Raw genomic sequence first — 16,915 nt, forward strand, 5'->3', positions numbered from 1 at the left:
GACCGCCGTATGGTACGAAAGTTCCAAAGTCGGAACCCTGACGCGGGGCAGGCGCGCGCTGCGGGCCTGCCAAGAGGCCGCGCCTTGGAACCATTGCATGATATGACAGAGCAGCATGATGCTGCGTTGGGTCGGCCCCAGTTCAAGTCTGGCGAGTTGGCGCCCGGTACCGTCAGGGGCCCTATCACAAGTGATACTAAAGAACGGGCCGGCAAGTTAGGCAGTTGCATTAAAGGGCGAGGCTGCGTCAAATCCACAGACAGCAGATTTTCGCGACGCGGCCAAGGGACGCTGCACCCGGCTTTTCAACGCGACGAACTGGGGCGGTTCACTAAGGGCATTTTCCTTGCCCAAGCTTGAGCGTTCGTCGGCCCCTGCCCGCGCTATGATGGTCTTGGGCTCTAAGTGGGAAACATCAAAAGGAGGATAGCCTGCTCACCAAAGGGTGCAGTTTTTCCGCAAAACCCTCCTTTGTGATAGGAAGCGCAGCTCTGCTCTAAGCCCTCTGCACAATTGCGCCTCAGCCCTCCTCCAGCGGATAAGTAAGAGACAGGTGGCCCTGTATGTAAGACCCGCCAAACCCGCTTAGGAGATCGGAAAATGTCAGTTCAGATTGGCTCCAAAACCATCAACGGAGACATAGGCGATTGGGCAGGCAGCAGCCCACTGTTTACTGAAACAAGATCTGGCGGGTATTCTCTTTACGGGGAGACTTGGCCAGATGGTGTGGTCTTCGCAATCAGTGGCACCGCCCCCATTGGCGCAAACACCACAATTTGGCTTGATACAGATCTTGACCGATCAACCGGCTACCAAATTTGGGGGTTCACGGGGGGGACTGAATACAACATTCAAATTGCGCCAGACGGAACGGCGGCACTCTACTCTGATGGTGCAGGCGAGACTTTTGTTGCTTCGCTCGACGTGCAATACAGCCCCGACAAAACCGTCATGGAAGTGGCAATCCCTTCTTCCGTGCTGACATTGCAAGAGTATCTGCGCGTCTTCGCGGATGTGAATGATCAGTATTTTCTCCCCGATGACTATTCAAACATCGACCTGATCGTCGGACCGGGCGGGCAATCCGGACCCGCGCCCGTTGCCGCGGGGCAGTTCACGCTCGATGGCAATTTAGCGGATTGGACCGGGAACGCGCCGCTCTATACAGCCGACGATGGCACCGCGCTGCACGGCGCGATCTCGGAAGGCTATGCGGTTTTTGCAATCAATGCGTCCCTTCAGATCGGCCAAACCACGACAATTTGGCTCGACACAGACCTTGATCCCACCACGGGGTATCAGATCTGGGGTTTTGCCGGCGGCGCAGAATACAACATCGAGATTGCCGCAGATGGCACTGCGGCTCTTTATAGCGGTGGCGCGGGGGAGGTCTTTGTGAGCGATCTCGATCTGCGCTACAATGCCGATCATACCATCGCAGAAGTGGCTGTCTCCCTGGCCGATGCAGGTATCTCCGAAGCGGTTCGTGTCTTGGCAGACGTGAACAACTCGGTTTTCCTACCAGGGGATTATTCAAACACAGACCTTATTGTAGGGGAGAGCGCTTCACCGGCTCCTATCGCCTTTGGCCCCTATGTAGTTGACGGCACTTTGGCTGAGCACCCGGCGTCAACTTTGCTCTATGCAACGGCCGACAATGGCGCACAGATTTTTGCCGATGTTGTAGAAGAAGGGGCCATCTTTGGCCTTACGTCTGATGCAGGGATCAATGCTGGCACAACCATATGGCTGGATACCGACTTAAACCGCTCTACAGGCCATCAGATCTGGGGCTTTGCTGGTGGGGCGGAATACAACATTGAAATCGCCGTGGACGGGACTGCGGGCCTTTATACAGGGGGGGCGGGCGAGGTGTTCATCTCAGCCCTCGACATCCGCTATGCAGAAGATGGGCGTTCAGCTGAGATCGCCTTGCCGCGCAGTTTTGCCAGCTTTGAGACCCAAATACGTCTATTTTATGATATCAACAATTCTATCTATCTTCCAGGGGACTATGCAAACGAAAACCTAATTGCGGGCACGCCCGTCAGTCTCCCGGATGCGCCTGATATTCGCGTTGGCATCGTCTATTCAGAAACAACGGCTGCAAACTACTTCAACATTACGAACTATGGTCAATTGATCATGTCCGCCCAAAACCAGGCGATGCAGTCAGGCCTCCCCTTCGATCTTTTGGATGAAGCGGCCCTGACCGATGCAGAACTTCTCGCGCAATACGATGCTTTGGTCTTTCCCAGCTTTGCCAATGTACGAGCAGATCAGGTCGATGAGATCACCCAGGCCTTGAGCCTTGCCGCACAAAGCGGAACAGGACTTATCGCTGCCGGCAATTTCATGACCAATGATGAAACCGGTGCAGCGCTGGCCGGAAACTCCTACGCACGAATGCAATCTCTTCTCGGCGTTACCCTCGACGGGTTTGGCTCTACACAAGGGGTGGAAGTGGTTGCAGGAGATGCAAGCCACCCCATACTTGGTGGCTATACCCCCGGGGCCTCAATCGACAGCTATGAGACCTTGACTTCTTATTTGCACTTTAAAGACATCACAGGGTCTGCCGAAACTTTGTTTGATCAAGTCCTAACTCAGAACGGTGTCAGGACCTCAGAAGAGGCCGTTATTGCCACAGAGATCAATGAAAACCGCAATGTTCACTTCGCCACAGATGCTGTCATCGGCAACTCCAATATCTTGCATGAAGCCATAGACTGGGTCGCCAAAGACGATGTGGCCACAGCCGGCATCGGGCTGCAAATGTCGCGCAGCTCATCTCTTTTCTATTCGCGCAACGACATGGACCAAAGCCAAGAATATTATGACGTGGCTGTGCTGGATGAAGGAATCTACGACCGCCTCCTACCCATCCTGGCGGATTGGAAAGAGCGATATGACTTCGTGGGGTCTTACTACATAAATGTAGGAGCAAACCCACCAGACCAGCAGACCGATTGGTCCGTCTCTCTTCCCTACTACGATGCGATCCTATCCATGGGTAATGAGATCGGATCGCACAGCTACACCCACCCAGAAGACACAAATCTCTTGAACGGCGACACCCCTGAACTGTTGGATTTGCTCGCGCGCATTGATCCGCGCGATCCCGATAGTCTTAATCCTTGGGAGCTATCCGTTTCAGAGCAGGAAATGCTGAAAAACTCTTTCCGCTTCCAGTTTGAAACCTCTGCGCTTGAAATCGCTCAAAGGCTTGGCATCGATATCACGGGGGCCGCCGTGCCGGGTGCCCCCGAAACACTTGATACATCGCTCGAGATCATCCGCTTCTTTGACTATCTGTCGGGTGGCTATTCTGGCGAAGGGGCCGGCTATCCGGGCGCCTTTGGCTATCTCACTCCTGACCAAAAAACAGTATATCTTGCACCAAACATGAGCTTCGATTTTTCTTTGCTCGACTTCCAAAACCTTCCCCCGGAAGAGGCCGCAGCCGTGTGGGCTGCAGAGCTTGAAGACATCACCAACAATGCCGACACTCCTATCATTGCCTTTCCATGGCATGATTACGGGCCGACCGAATGGACATTCGATAATGAGCCCTCTTCTTACACTTACGAGCTGTTTGATAGTTTCCTTGCTCTGGCACATGCATCCGGAACCGAGTTTGTCACGGGCCAAGACCTCGCTGAACGTATCAGAACATTTGAAGCCAGCGAACTTACACTTCACCGGGTAGATAACAGCATAACCGCGCAGATAATTTCTGGCGATGCCGCCGGGCGCTTTGCTCTCGATGTCGGCGAACAGATCAGCGCGGTATCTGGCTGGTATGCATGGGAAGGCACCCAAGTTTTTCTGCCCCAGGGCGGGGGGCAGTTTGAGATTACCGTAGGCGGAGCGGTCGAAGACGTAACGCGTCTGACCGCACTTCCGGACCGATCAGAATTGGTGTCGCTCAGCGGTGATGGGCGCAATCTTCTCGCCGAAATCAACGGCGGGGGGGATTTGTCTCTCAATCTCGGCGCTGATTGGGGTGAGGGAAATGTTATTATTCGCGGTGCGCTCACTGCCCGCCAAGTGACGTCTGAGGGCATGACGCTGGTGTTGGAAGAGGGGCTGAACGCGCTCTCAGTGGACTATGTCGAGGGCAGCACAGCAGGCACATCTGCCAATGAGATTATGATGGGTGGCTCTGCGGATGACATGCTTGCCAGTCAGGGCGGCTCGGATGTGATGATGGGCGGCGCGGGAGAGGATGTATTCGTCATCAAGATGGAGTCCGCTGGCACAAAGGTGTTGGATTTCGATCCTCTTGCAGAACTCCTTGTATTGGATTGGCGCTCTGATGCAGCAGCCTCCCCCTGGCAAACCGAAGAAGATATCCTCAACGCATTTGTAGATTACGAAACAGGAACGAGACTGACCTTTGGAGACGATTATCTTGTCGATCTTGTCGGTCTCGAGCGTGCCCAACTCGATACGAAAAACTTCCAGTTCAATGATGGGTCATGGATGCTGTGATAGACGGCATATGGCGAAGGAGAACACAATGAAGGGACGTATTCTCACCACTGGTGGGGCAGGATACATCGGCTCGCACACCACAGTCGAGCTTTTGAAAGCTGGTCATTCTGTCGTCATTCTCGATAATTTTGAAAACTCTGATCGTGATCGGGTTGCGCGGATACCGTTGATTGCGGGCACCGCCGATGTGCGGCTGGTGGAAGGTGATGTACGCGATGCACAGTTGATGGCGGATGTGCTAAAACGCCACAAGATTGACGCTGTGATACACTTTGCTGGCAAAAAGGCTGTGGCGGAATCCGTCGCCAACCCCCTGCTCTATTATCATGACAACATTACCGGTGCGGTATCAGTGCTTTCGGCAATGCGGGAGGTCGGATGCAAAAATCTAATTTTCTCATCTTCGGCCACGGTCTACGGCGATACTGAGATGCTTCCGACCCGCGAAACAGCTGCCACCTCTGTCTCTAGTCCCTATGGGCGGACGAAGCTCATGATCGAAGAGATTATTGACGACACCGCAGCTTCTTTGGCCACCTTTCGGGCTATTTCGTTGCGCTATTTCAATCCGGTCGGAGCCCATGCATCCGGGTTCATTGGAGAGTGCCCCCGCGGTGTGCCAAACAATCTCTTTCCCTATATCGCCCAGGCCGCAGCAGGGATAAGAGACTATGTGCAAATCCATGGCAGTGACTACGAGACCAGCGATGGCACGGGTAGCCGCGACTATATCCATGTCGTTGATCTTGCGCGCGGACATGTCGCTGCGGTAGAGCACCTGCTTTCATCTTCGGCAGATTATGCGCCTCATCGCAAAGTCAACCTGGGCACGGGTCAGGGCCATACGGTGCTGCAAGTGCTTCACGCCTTCTCCAAAGCTTGTGGGTTTCAAATTCCTTATCAGATTGGTCCGCGCCGGCTGGGCGATGTTCCGGCTTCATTGGCAGACCCATCGCTCAGTCTTGCTTTGTTTGGCTGGAAGCCTGAGCTCGATCTCGAAGAAATGTGCCGCGATCATTGGAATTTTCAAAAGCGTGAGCGTGACAAGTCGAACATTGGCATGCGCATACCCCCTGTAACACATAAAGCCACATCCGATCACACAGACCCGCACAGAGCCCACCAGCTGACCTCTGGCAGCCGAAACGTCCTTAATTGAAGAGGTTTCTCGGTTTGTTTGTCGCAGCAGCGGCTTCGTTGGCCTCTCAGCCCGGCCAAGCCTGCCCAGCACCGGCTGATAACAGAACCGCCCGGCTCACTTCGGCGCTCAAATCCGGCTATGGTGTTCAATACTGGGGGGCTTCGTTTCAGGCGGAAACACTGGCGCAGGCACCGCATGGCCTTTTGATCATCGAAGCGACAAAAATAGGCGCAGCTGATACGTCCGATGGGCGTGAAGTCACCTTCACCCCAGAAGAAATGAAACGGGTTCGCCGTCAGGGTGAGCGGCCCGTATTGGCCTATCTGAACCTCACCGAGGTAGAGCCTTGGCGCGATTACTGGCCTGAAGACGGGATAACGCCACCGTGGCTTGGGCCCGAAACATCCACTGGCGACAAGCTCGCCGCGTTCTGGCGGAGCGAATGGCGAGAGATACTTCGGCAGCGTGCCATCCGCTTGATGAACACGGGCGTCGACGGTCTTTTCCTTGATGACGCGCTAAATTACTTTGTAGCGGGTTCGTTAAAAGGCAAAGCGCCAGGCATGCCTTCAGATGTGCCAGAAGCGGCTGAGATCATGCTGTCTCTCGTTCAAGAAATAGCAATCGAGGCCCGTACAGTGCGCTGTAATGCTCTGGTTATTGTAAATAATGGGGTGTTTGTCGGCCGAGATGCCGGGCCCGAAAACCTGACTGCATTCGATGCATATCGTGCTGCGATCGACGGTATTATGATCGAAGATGGGTTTGGCGGTGCGGATACCCCTGTTTTGCACACCGCTTTGCAAGAAGACTACCTTGCCAAAGGCATCCCAGTCCTCTCGCTGGATTTCGCCTTAAAAGCCCAAACTGAAGACATGGTTAAGAGAGCCCGCGTCAAAGGTTATGCGCCCTATATTGTTCCGGATGGCAGCTTCTCTTCACTTGAACCGCCTGTCGCGGAGGCGCCTTAACGTCGTGCTCTTTGGTTATGGAAATGCATCACGCGCCGCCGGGAAAGACCCGCCTTGCGACAGGCTCTTGAGGTCAAGCGCAGGGCCCGCTTGCGCCTGCAGACGGTCAAAATATTCCGTACCCTGCAGCCTGAGCGCGAGGGCATGCCAAAGCATCTGGTCATGTGTCGTTTGCGTGCTCCGCAGCAAGGCTAAAAATGCTTCATCTGGGCGCTGCCGTGTCAACGCCCACGCCGCTTCCACCAGAGGAGCGTCTTCAAGATACGCGGGTGTCAACCAAAGTTGGTAAGGCAACAACGCGCCCTCGCCATCGTATCGTATGAGAGGCAAAAACCCGTTCTTTGGTGGTTGTTCCTGTATCGGCATTTGCTGCAGCAGATGTTTGAGAGGGCCGGTGTCACCACTTCTATCGGCGTAAAGTACAACCGCCTCCCACCCTTCGGGGGTCATCGAGCCAAAATCCACCCAGGGCTGAAGCATTAAGCGGGCAGCGTCGTAAAGCCTCACTTCCGTAAATGTTTTTGCTAAAAGAGCCCGGGCATCCGGGACTTGGGAGACCACGGCTGCGGCAAACGTCTTTACGAGACGTGGCCGCACTGTCATCACCTTGGCGATGGACATTGTCACGGTCGGCCCATCTGGCCTTGTAAGCCAAGTGGCGGTAGTTTGGATCAACAGGTCCGATTGTTCTGTGCTAAGAGCTAACGCGGCAAAGCGTTCTGCTAAAGCAGGTGCGTCCTGCCCTGCCAGCGACAAAGCGGAATGCGCCACTTCCAATGCCTCCGCGGTCGCACCATCAGCGGCCATAAGATCAACCAACCGCATGCGCTCCGAGGCTGACAACTCTGCCACAGGGACACTGGAGAGGGTTTTGCGCTCTGCGGCGCCATCCCCGAGTTGGCGGTAGATATCGGCTAATTTCTGGCGCTGCCTGTCGTTGGGCACAAGGCTGTGAGCTGCGGCAAGGTAATCTGCACCTTGTCGCAGATTGCCGGAGCGGAACGCAAGATCGGCACGAGCGGCCGCAATACTGGCTGTCTGTCCGGTACGCGCTGTAAGATCTACCAACAGTCTATCGGCCAATGCGCCGTTGCCTGTGGCTGCCGTCAACTCCGCTTGTCGAAAAGCAAGAGGTGGTGAAAGAGGTTCTTCTGCCGCATTGAGCAAGTTAAGCGCTTGCGCCTCAGACAAAGACGTCAGGCGCGCTTCTTGATCTAGCTCTCCTTTGGGCACCAGAAAAAAAGCGGCCCCCACGCCAAAAGCCACAAGCAGGACAAGGGGTAACACAACATCACTGCCCCGCATCAGGGACACCCTACAGTCATGGTTAACCCCATTGATGTTACAGAATGATCCGGCACCCTAAACTGCCATAAATTCGGCCCAGACGAAAAAACGGTTAAACGGTCCTGCTCAAGCCAGATCTCGGGTTTGAACGGTGCCCGGACGGTGATTTGGCCTGAGCCTTCTATCAAAGCCGTCGTTCGGCACCCGTGACGGTCCAGGCGTTCCAGCTTTGGGGCTGCCTCAACCAATTCGATTACTTGCACCGCCGTATCTGTAATGCTGAGCTCCGGACCTAAAGCGATCACAGCCGTCTCAGCGGCCGGATCCAATGCGATAAACAGCGCAGAGCCCACCTTCCAAGATCCCAGCACAGCAGTGCTGCGGCTCATGTCTAGGGTTAAACTTCCTGGGCGATCAAAGCGTAATGTGTGCAAGGCACCGCGGTTGGTGACCCGCCACATATAAGAGCCGAAAGGCTCGATCCGGGTAGAAACCGCGCCTTTGAGCAGCTCAGCGTATTGCGCCCCACTCATCGCAGCCCGGTCTTTTGACGCATGCAGCGCCCGCACCTCAACCACAGCTGCTCGTCCGGCCTCTGTCAGCAAATCTTGCGCGCCCACCACGAGCGTATCTGGCGCGAACGGCCAAGGCGCACCGCTCCGTGCGACCGCAGCGGCGCGCGCATACAATCCAGTTGGATCTCCAAAGCCTGAGGACCCTATAAGCGGAGCGACTGCGACTTGATCCGCCAGGGGGGATGCATCTCGCTCTCCCTGGCTTTCGGGTAAAAGCCGAAGAACAGTAGGGGAACCAAAAGACAAAAACCCATCGGCCTTGCTGAGGGGAAGACTATGGACGTGACGTGCCTCTTTCAGGGCGCTTACTGCGGCTGCAGCACCAGGCTCATCGAAGGGCTCCGGAATAGAAGGTTCTGGCCAACCAAAGGTAATGGGGGCGCCTTTTGCCTCGAAAATCTCGCGCGCAAAAGCATAGGCCGGGATGCCAAGGGACGCGCCCCCTGAAGGCGGGGCGCGAAGCTCCCACCCCTCTGCAAGCAGCATTGAAAGCGCGATGCGACGCCCTTGGAACATTGCAAGGTCTGGTACCGGAGTGAGACCTGTGCCCGTGTAAGACGAAAAAACACGTGCAAGATCGACCGCGGTGGCCGCGCCTTCTGCGCGATCCGTCAAAAGCCGGTCCGAGAGCCACGTTTGAACGCCGCGCTGAAACCCCAATACGCGCGGCATTTCATCTTCCACGCTTAGCCGCACAATCGGCACGCCCCCTGGGGGTGCCACGGGCGCTACAACCAAGCCTGGGGGCACTGTGATCGGTCTTTCGGGCATCCAGTCTTGTGCAGCGTTTATCTTATCACGCGCGCCGTCATGCAAGATTGCCGCTCGTGCCCGGTCTACGCCGAATTGATGCCAAAGAGGGTCCCCGCCTATTTCACCGATCGCCACATGGGGCAGCGCTCTGCCACACTCCCTCCCTCTTGCGGTCAGCCAATCTGCTAGCGCTTGGGGGGCGGGCACATCCGAAGAAAACCAGCTTATGACACCAGCGATAGGGGCTGTCTCAAAGGTCGCAGGAAGCGGTGATGCGACATCCACATAAAGAGGAAACAGCCCTTTTTGAGCCAAAGGTCCTGCCAGATTGCGCGCTATGCGACTCGTTTCCAAAGAGGTCTCTTCGCGCCGATCGATCAGTGCAATCACACGGTTTGGCAAAGCCAGCTCCCCCATGCAGGCAGCTTCTACTGCGCGCGGAGACCACCAGATCGCAAAAAAGAGTGACATCCCAAGCCAAAAGTACGCCATCGATGCACCTTTCGAATTATAACTCCTAGATGAAACGGGCGAGACCCACCTTATGGAGGATTGTGGAAAGAATAAGGCGGCCATAAAATGTAAAAAACTTTTTGCTTAAGACGTTAGGGCTTCCCTTCGTATTGAAAGGACCAGCATGCTAACCGCGACGCTTTCCAAAGCTGGACTGGGCCTTGTGGCATTGGTGGCAGTGGGTGGCATCGAAAACTTGCCAGCGCTCGCCACCCGGATCCCCGACAAAACAGCTTTAACTCATTTGGCGGCAGCAGACCATACAGCACCGGTCCTTGCCACCCGCACCGATCCCGTTTTCATAAACACCGCGGCGCGCTCTTTTGAAAAACCGCCAAACGTGATTGAGACGCCTTTCACCAAAAAATTGTGCGATCGCGGCACCTCAGAAGCCGACCTCGTCGTACCCGGAGACCGTCTCACATTGCGGGTCTTCGCTCGGGCGGCCAACAGCGCTGAACGCTTTGAGCGACGTGATCTCTCTGGCACCTTCACCGTCGATGCAGCAGGAGAAATCGCGGCGCCTGGAATCGGCCGCCTGCCCGTGGCCGGGCGGGGGCCGGCATGTCTGGAAGGCCCCGTAAGCACCGCTTTAGAAGCCGAAATGGATATCTCGGCCACCGTCACAATATCATTCGATGCACGGCCGCCCGTCTTGATACAAGGCACCGTAATCTCGCCGGGAAGCTATGAGTTCACCCCAAACCTCTCCGTGCGTGCGCTCCTGGCCAAAGCCGGTGCAGGCGGTGGCACGGCAGATACGGCCCTGTATCGCGCTTTGGATGCCCGCAGCCGTGAATTGCGAACCTTGCGAGCGGGGCTCATGTTGCGCCACGCCCGTTTGACAGCACAGCGCGCCGGCGTGCAAGATTTGAGCCTTCCATCTGATCGGATCAAGTCACTGAACACTCAGCTGGGTCGCGACCGTGTCCATGGTGAGACCGCCGTTCTCCAAGCCGCTCTTGCGGAAACAGCGCTGCGTAAGGCGCGAGATGTCGCCATACGCAGCGATCTAGAGAGCACATTGGAAATCGCCAAAACGCGGCGCAATTTGGTACGCTCCCGCTATGAGCAGCTAAGCCATCAGCGCGATCAATTAGAGACCGACATCGGTGCAGACTGCCGGGGGCGCTGCGGCACCAGCCGCAGATATGACGAACTGCGTTTTGACAACCTTAACGGGCGGCTTGGCGACCTTGATCTTACCGTGGAAGATGCAGAAAGCCGTGTCATTGAAGCCCGCCATGCTCTTGATCGCCATGACCGTGATGTGGCCTTCTCTTATGCGCAAGCGGATAGCAAACTTGCCCTTTCGGTGGCCGAAACCTTGGCAGAGCGCAACGCATTGGACGCAGAAATCGTATCCGTCGAAGCCCAGATCATGGATCTTGGCGGTACGGCAGATAGTACCATTCGCGTAGAACGACGCCGCGGGTCGCAAATCCAAACGCTTGAAGTCCACAAAGATTTCCCCTTACTGCCAGGAGACCTTGTCATCGTCGGGCCGCCCGATGACACACTTCTTGTCTCTGCTGAGGACCATTAGGAATGAGCGCTACGCGACTGCAAAGCGACACCGTTCATCAAACTCCCCGCCCCCGCGAAACCTTTCAACGAGGATTGCTGGGATCGGTTGTCTTGCTGCTGATCATCGCCGGCGCAGAAATGCTGTTTCTTGAGCCTGGCTATTTTGACAATCTAGCCCTGCATCCCTTCTGGATTGTGATCATCATTGCCGCGATGCAAAATGGCGTCGCCGTCGGGGCCATGACCAGTGTCATCGCCACCCTCTTGGTCGGCCTGCCCGATCGCCTCATCGATGAAAGCGCTACCGTTTACGCGGCCCGCGCGGCAGTGCTCCCTTTACAGTGGTTTGTCGTCGCCCTGATCATCGGTTTCTACCGGCAAAGAGAAATCGAAGAGGCCGATGGTTTACGCGCCGAAGTCGCCCGCCTTGAAGGGATATCAGCCAGCCTTGCTGATGAGGTAGAACGTATGGACAGCATGGTGGCAACGCTGGAAAGCGAAGCCGCATCGCATTTGGCCCCAGCCCCCCCTACCGCTCCCAAAGAAGACCTTTTCCACCGCGCCCTGCCCGAACTTGCGGCCTTGGCAGGATCAAATGGCGCAGATCTACCGCACAGCTTTGAAGACGCCGCCGACGCCCTTTTTGAAGGTCCGGTGGCCTTGGTCGTCTCGGCCCAAGGGCGTGGTGAGTTTGTGATCGGAACAGCCCCTGAAAATGAGACTGATGCCATCACTTTGGCCCAGCTGATCTCAAAAAACCTTAACGGTCAAAAAGGCCGCTCACAGACAATATTGCTAAAAGACCTAGGGGTCACTCAAGAGGGCGCGGTGCGGGTCGCCCACCAGAGACCAAGAACACAGAACGATATGTCGGCCTTGGTGATCTTTTATGCGCCGGACCGCGAAAGCGCAGATGCCGCGGCGGCCAGCATAGAAATCATATCAGAACTGTCCCGCATTGCCATTGAGCGCCTGAGCCGCGAACTGGATGCGGAAGAAAGCCGGCAGGCTGATACTTGGGATCGTGAATAGTTCCATCCCATTGCAACGGGCCTGCGCAATTTGCATGACGCTCATTGGACTGGCCACAGCACTCATTGCGCTCAAGTTCGATCTTTGGGTTGCGGTGGTTCTATATGCAGGCTTGGTTACAGCTCTTGTAAGCACATTGATAATCCTCGACCGTCCCGCTGCCATCTTATTTGCCATATCCGCGGTGACCCTCGGTCCGCTTTGTGGTCCAGTCTTACTCTTGGTGACAGGCCCCTTGCGTTGGACCGCACAGCCCACCCCAGAACCGATCCTTTCCGCGCCAACACGCGCAGAACGTATCGCTCAAGACATTGCCCAAGGGCGCCGACCGCTGATGCGCGACCGGGCCGTCTTACCGCTTGTGACGGTATTTTCTTCGGGAAACCTACGCGACCAGCAAGCCGCTTTGGCGGCTATCGCACGTTACTTTACTCCGGAGTTGCGCCCCGCTCTAGACCGCGCTCAAGCCTCTGACATCCCTGCCATACGCGCTCAATCTGCAGCCGTCTTAACACAGCTGCGTGACATTTACGCTCATCGCGCCCGAAGGGTGATGGCAAAAGAAACCGATTTGAGCGCCTCGGCGCTGGCCGCCGAAGTCCAAACGATTTCAAAGTCGGGATTTGTGGACCGACAAACATTGTTGGACCTCGAGCGGGTCGCGCATAGCGCACCAACATGCCCCAATAGGGTGCCGACATGACTGCGCAAGGCAAAGCGGACGTCTGCATCGTCGTCGAAGGGTGCTACCCCTTTGTCACAGGGGGCGTTTCTTCTTGGCTGGACTGGCTCATTCGCGCGCAGCCCGACCTTACGTTTGCGATCGTGGCGATCACCGCAGATCACCATCCCCGCGAGATCAAATATGAGCTCCCCCCAAATGTCTCTGATTTTCGTGTTCTTCCATTGGCACCTGAGGCCCGCCGGCCACGTATTGGCCGCCCATTAATTGACGGCCAGATCTATGGTGAAGCTCTCCAGCGTTTTTGGGGCGCGGCCGATGGGGATGCTTTTAAAACGCTTTGCCAAATCGCGACCAGCCCCATAGGGCGCAACCTACCCGCTTTGCCCTGGAAAATAGCACAGCCCGACCATGCTGATTTTATCTCCTCGCAACCCGCATGGGAGGCGCTCAATATCTGCGCGCGCGCGCTGGCCCCTGAGGCCTCCTATAGCGACACATTCTGGGCCTGGCGCACCCTCGTAGGCGGCATAATGTCTATTTTATCGGCCCCCCTCCCCCAAGCGAACATCTATCATGCGATATCAACAGGGTATGCCGGACTTTATGCCGTTCGCGCCGCCCGCGAGATGAAAGCACGTTCGGCCATAACCGAACATGGCATCTATACGAATGAAAGACGGATTGATCTGCTGATGGCCGATTGGCTGGAGGATCGCATTCACAAAGGATTTGCCGTTCATGACAGGCGTCGCGACGTCCGCGATCTATGGACCCAGATGTTTGATAGCTTTGCCCAAGTCGCCTACGCTCAGGCGGATCGCATCACAACGCTCTACGGGGCAAACCAAACTTTCCAGCGCGCTTTGGGCGCGCGTGACGACCAGATGTCGATCATTCCCAATGGCATCATGTTGGAAAAATTCGAAGGGCTCTGCCCTGTACAGAATAAAGCCCGCCCTACCGTGGGTCTTATCGGACGGCTGGTGCCCATCAAGGACATCGAAAACTGCATCCGCGCCGCTGCGGTCATTCGCCAAGCGGTATCAAACGTGGAAGTGCTGATTATCGGCCCAACCGACGAAGATCCAAGCTATTTTGAAGCATGCAAACGCCGCGTAGCCGAACTGCAATTGGGCGATACCGTGCGCTTCACGGGCCGCATGAACATCTTTGAAATTCTTCCCTCTCTTGATGTCATGCTCTTAACCTCAATCAGCGAAGCCCAACCCCTCGTCCTGCTCGAAGCCGGCGCCGCGCGCATACCTTGTGTGGCAACCGACGTGGGATCGTGCCGAGAAATCCTGGAAGGGACGGCAGAGGAGGTCCCTGCACTCGGGAGAGGCGGCTTTGTGGTGCCGCCAATGGACCCGGAGGCTCTGGGTGCCGCCGTCATTCGCTTGCTGTCCAATGACGCCCTGCGCAAGTCCTGCGGGGAAGCATTGCGCACACGTGTGGAAACCAGCTTCACCTCGGAAATATCCGCCGCTGCATATGAGGCTCTTTATCGCGAGCTTTCTCCATGAACCGTCGCTGGATAAACAGACTTCATGGGGCCATGGCCAAGACCGATTGGTGGCTTGATGGGCCGCTACTGACTCCAATACGCAAGGTTCTGGAAGCCCTGATCGTCGCAGCAGGACCATGGGTTCTCGCGGTTGTGACGCTGGCTTTAATAGGGCGGACGGCTGAACGGTGGCTTACCCCAGAGGCTTTGGAAGATATCCGCCTTACGGTGGTATATGCCTTTATGATCGCCCCTATGGTGGCGGCCCCCCTTGGAGTGACCGCCGCGCGGTTGATCACCAGTGCGGCGGAACCGATCCCTCACGATTCTGGCCTAGCGGCGCTTATGCTCGTCACCTGCGGATTGGCAGGCATTACGGCTCAAGTCTTGGCTGTAGTGGTGGTATTTACCTTGAGGCTGAGCGATCCTGAGCTCGCGCTGGCTTTTGTTGTCTTAACATCCTCCTCCGCTATGATGTGGACAGCATTTATCATCATGAATGCCTGCCGGCTTCGCCCACATCTGGTTTTATCATTTGCCGCAGGCATGGGGCTGGCTCTGACTTTGTGCCAGTTCAGTATCCAAATCTCCATCAGCGGTGCCCTTCTCGTATGGTGCTTCACCGCCGGGATCGTCCTCTCATTTGCTCTTTGTTTGGCCCCATTCCGGGCTATAGGTCTGCCTCCCGCTTTACTTCGCAAGACAGTCGTTGACCTGAGAAAAACCGTAAGGGCTACCTGGCCCCTCGCCGCCGGGGCTTTTTTGGCAATCGCAGGAATTTGGGCTGATAAATGGATTGCTTGGGCCGGGCCCAATGGCTTGGTTTCAACAGCCGGATTTGCACATTCTCCGACGTATGACAGCGCTTTGTTTCTTGCGCATCTTTCAGCCGTTCCCGGCCTCGCCGCGCTGACTGTTCATTTTGAAAGCCCCGCCCGTCATGCAATGGCACAATTCCAGAGCATATTGACCAATGGCGCTTCGCTGAAGGCCGCAGAGCAGGCTGGAGAAGCGCTGTCCGGAAAACTTTGGAAGGGCATTCATCGCACCTTGCTAACGCAACTCGCCCTCTCGGGCCTGCTTCTTTTACTAGCCCCTGCTGCCGCATCTCTCACGGGCCTTCTGCTCGACCAGTTTTTGATCTTACGGACTGCGCTTATCGGCTCGCTGCTGCACATTTTATTCCTATCCACCTCAGCGGTACTCATTTTGTGCAATCGCAAACAGGCCTTCCTGACCTTACAGCTGCTATTTCTGGCGACGAACGTGGCGGGTACGGCGATTCTATCTGCCGTCTATGGCACGACCGCGCTTGGCTTCACGATCGCCTCGGCACTGGCGAGCATCGCCGCCACGATATACGCTCACGCTACACTGCGCGATGTTTTGCGGCATTGTTATCTCACGGGAAACGAAGCTCTCTTCCACAAGTAAAGAAATATAATTCTTTAATAACAAAATATTAGGTGATATTTTCTTGAGCATATAAGCCGCAACGCGGCCTGTCTGGGCCCTCCGATCCCTCGTGAACATTGATTTTCAAGCCTTTTTATGGGCATAATGGCGCTACAGTCTTAGCCAATTTTCATCGCTATCTGATACTTTTTAACAGGCCCAGTAGATCCGATTACAATGGACAATGGCACTCGGCTACATTCCAGAACGTCCGCCTAGTCCAAAGGTATTGATACATGTCAGATCAGGAGCCCTTCATTGTACTGCTCGATACACTGCCATTCAGGCGGGCAGCATATGCCAATCAGCTGAGCGCTTGGGCTGCACCAAATGGCTTTGCTGTCCGGGAATGCACCGAACTGAAAATGAATGCCTGCGCGCCCGCCCTCACACTCATCGTTTTAGGATCACAGCGCATTGGAAGCGTCGAGGGGCGCGCACGTATTGACGCGGCAATGCGCATATCAAACAAGCCGGTGGCCGTGATAGTTGATACTCAATCCGCTGAATGTATCAATGTCGCTTTGGACTTAGGCTTGCATGGCGTGTTGAATGTTTCAGAGACACCTGAGGTTCTCTCCGCAGCGCTTGGATTCATTATCGCAGGCGGGCGCTATGTTCCACATATGCGTGCCTCTGAGGCTGCTCCTTCAGAAATGTCCTATTTGCCGCAACCCGCGGATACATCTTTGACGCCGATCCAAGTGCTTGGCGAGGAAAGCTTCGACAATCCTGACCTTACCCGCCGTCAGTATGAAGTTCTCTATGGTCTTGCAAATGGCCACTCTAACAAAGAGATCGCCCGAGACTTGGCACTTTCTGAAGCCACGGTAAAAAGCCACGTACGTCAAGTCATGCGCAAACTGCATGTCGACAACCGGACCCAAGCCGCTTTGCTCGCTCGGGATCTCTTAAGTACGCCGAGCGCACAAAACTTCTATACACAAACGCCGCTGACCTGACCCCGTTAAAGCC

10 protein-coding genes are annotated in these 16,915 nt (G+C 55.8%); 8 read left to right on the forward strand and 2 right to left on the reverse strand.

Annotation, left to right across the window (positions count from 1 at the left end; translation table 11 throughout):
• Window positions 1-600 precede the first annotated feature (600 nt).
• Genes K3762_RS19110 through K3762_RS19120 form a run of 3 tightly spaced genes read left to right on the forward strand, consistent with a single transcriptional unit; the run spans window position 601 to window position 6,609 of the window.
• Entirely contained in the window at window positions 601-4,494 is a 3,894-nt protein-coding gene (locus K3762_RS19110) for a hypothetical protein (RefSeq protein ID WP_260013101.1), read from the forward strand.
• Window positions 4,495-4,522: 28 nt separating this feature from the next.
• The gene (gene galE / locus K3762_RS19115; RefSeq protein WP_260013104.1) at window positions 4,523-5,656 is read left to right on the forward strand and encodes a UDP-glucose 4-epimerase GalE; all 1,134 of its coding nucleotides are present in this window, start codon (window positions 4,523-4,525) and stop codon (window positions 5,654-5,656) included.
• Window positions 5,657-5,670: 14 nt separating this feature from the next.
• Complete coding sequence (locus K3762_RS19120) at window positions 5,671-6,609, forward strand: endo alpha-1,4 polygalactosaminidase (RefSeq protein ID WP_260013107.1); 939 nt, start codon at window positions 5,671-5,673, stop codon at window positions 6,607-6,609.
• A 15-nt stretch (window positions 6,610-6,624) separates the two neighbouring features.
• On the opposite strand, the gene K3762_RS19125 is transcribed toward K3762_RS19120, so the two are convergent.
• On the reverse strand, window positions 6,625-7,914 hold the full coding sequence (locus K3762_RS19125) for a lipopolysaccharide assembly protein LapB (RefSeq protein WP_260013109.1): 1,290 nt from the start codon (window positions 7,912-7,914) through the stop codon (window positions 6,625-6,627).
• A complete protein-coding gene (locus tag K3762_RS19130; RefSeq protein ID WP_260013110.1) occupies window positions 7,914-9,143 on the reverse strand; it encodes a hypothetical protein in 1,230 nt (409 codons plus the stop codon). Before K3762_RS19130 ends, K3762_RS19125 begins: the two co-directional genes overlap by 1 nt.
• 718 nt (window positions 9,144-9,861) lie before the next feature.
• Here K3762_RS19130 and K3762_RS19135 point away from each other — a divergent pair.
• The 5 genes from K3762_RS19135 (at window position 9,862) to K3762_RS19650 (ending at window position 16,902) form a co-directional block, all read left to right on the forward strand.
• Window positions 9,862-11,283, forward strand: a complete 1,422-nt coding sequence (locus K3762_RS19135; protein WP_260013111.1) for a polysaccharide biosynthesis/export family protein — start codon at window positions 9,862-9,864, stop codon at window positions 11,281-11,283.
• 2 nt (window positions 11,284-11,285) lie between these two features.
• Complete coding sequence (locus K3762_RS19140) at window positions 11,286-12,296, forward strand: hypothetical protein (protein WP_260013112.1); 1,011 nt, start codon at window positions 11,286-11,288, stop codon at window positions 12,294-12,296.
• A gap of 699 nt (window positions 12,297-12,995) precedes the next feature.
• The gene (gene pelF / locus K3762_RS19145) at window positions 12,996-14,504 is read left to right on the forward strand and encodes a GT4 family glycosyltransferase PelF (protein ID WP_260013113.1); all 1,509 of its coding nucleotides are present in this window, start codon (window positions 12,996-12,998) and stop codon (window positions 14,502-14,504) included.
• A gap of 32 nt (window positions 14,505-14,536) precedes the next feature.
• The gene (gene pelG, locus K3762_RS19150) at window positions 14,537-15,919 is read left to right on the forward strand and encodes an exopolysaccharide Pel transporter PelG (RefSeq protein WP_260013114.1); all 1,383 of its coding nucleotides are present in this window, start codon (window positions 14,537-14,539) and stop codon (window positions 15,917-15,919) included.
• A gap of 257 nt (window positions 15,920-16,176) precedes the next feature.
• Complete coding sequence (locus tag K3762_RS19650) at window positions 16,177-16,902, forward strand: response regulator transcription factor (protein ID WP_311198995.1); 726 nt, start codon at window positions 16,177-16,179, stop codon at window positions 16,900-16,902.
• The last annotated feature ends 13 nt before the right edge of the window (window positions 16,903-16,915 follow it).

It is taken from the genome of Sulfitobacter sp. W074 (genome assembly GCF_025142275.1).
Taxonomy (GTDB): domain Bacteria; phylum Pseudomonadota; class Alphaproteobacteria; order Rhodobacterales; family Rhodobacteraceae; genus Sulfitobacter; species Sulfitobacter profundi.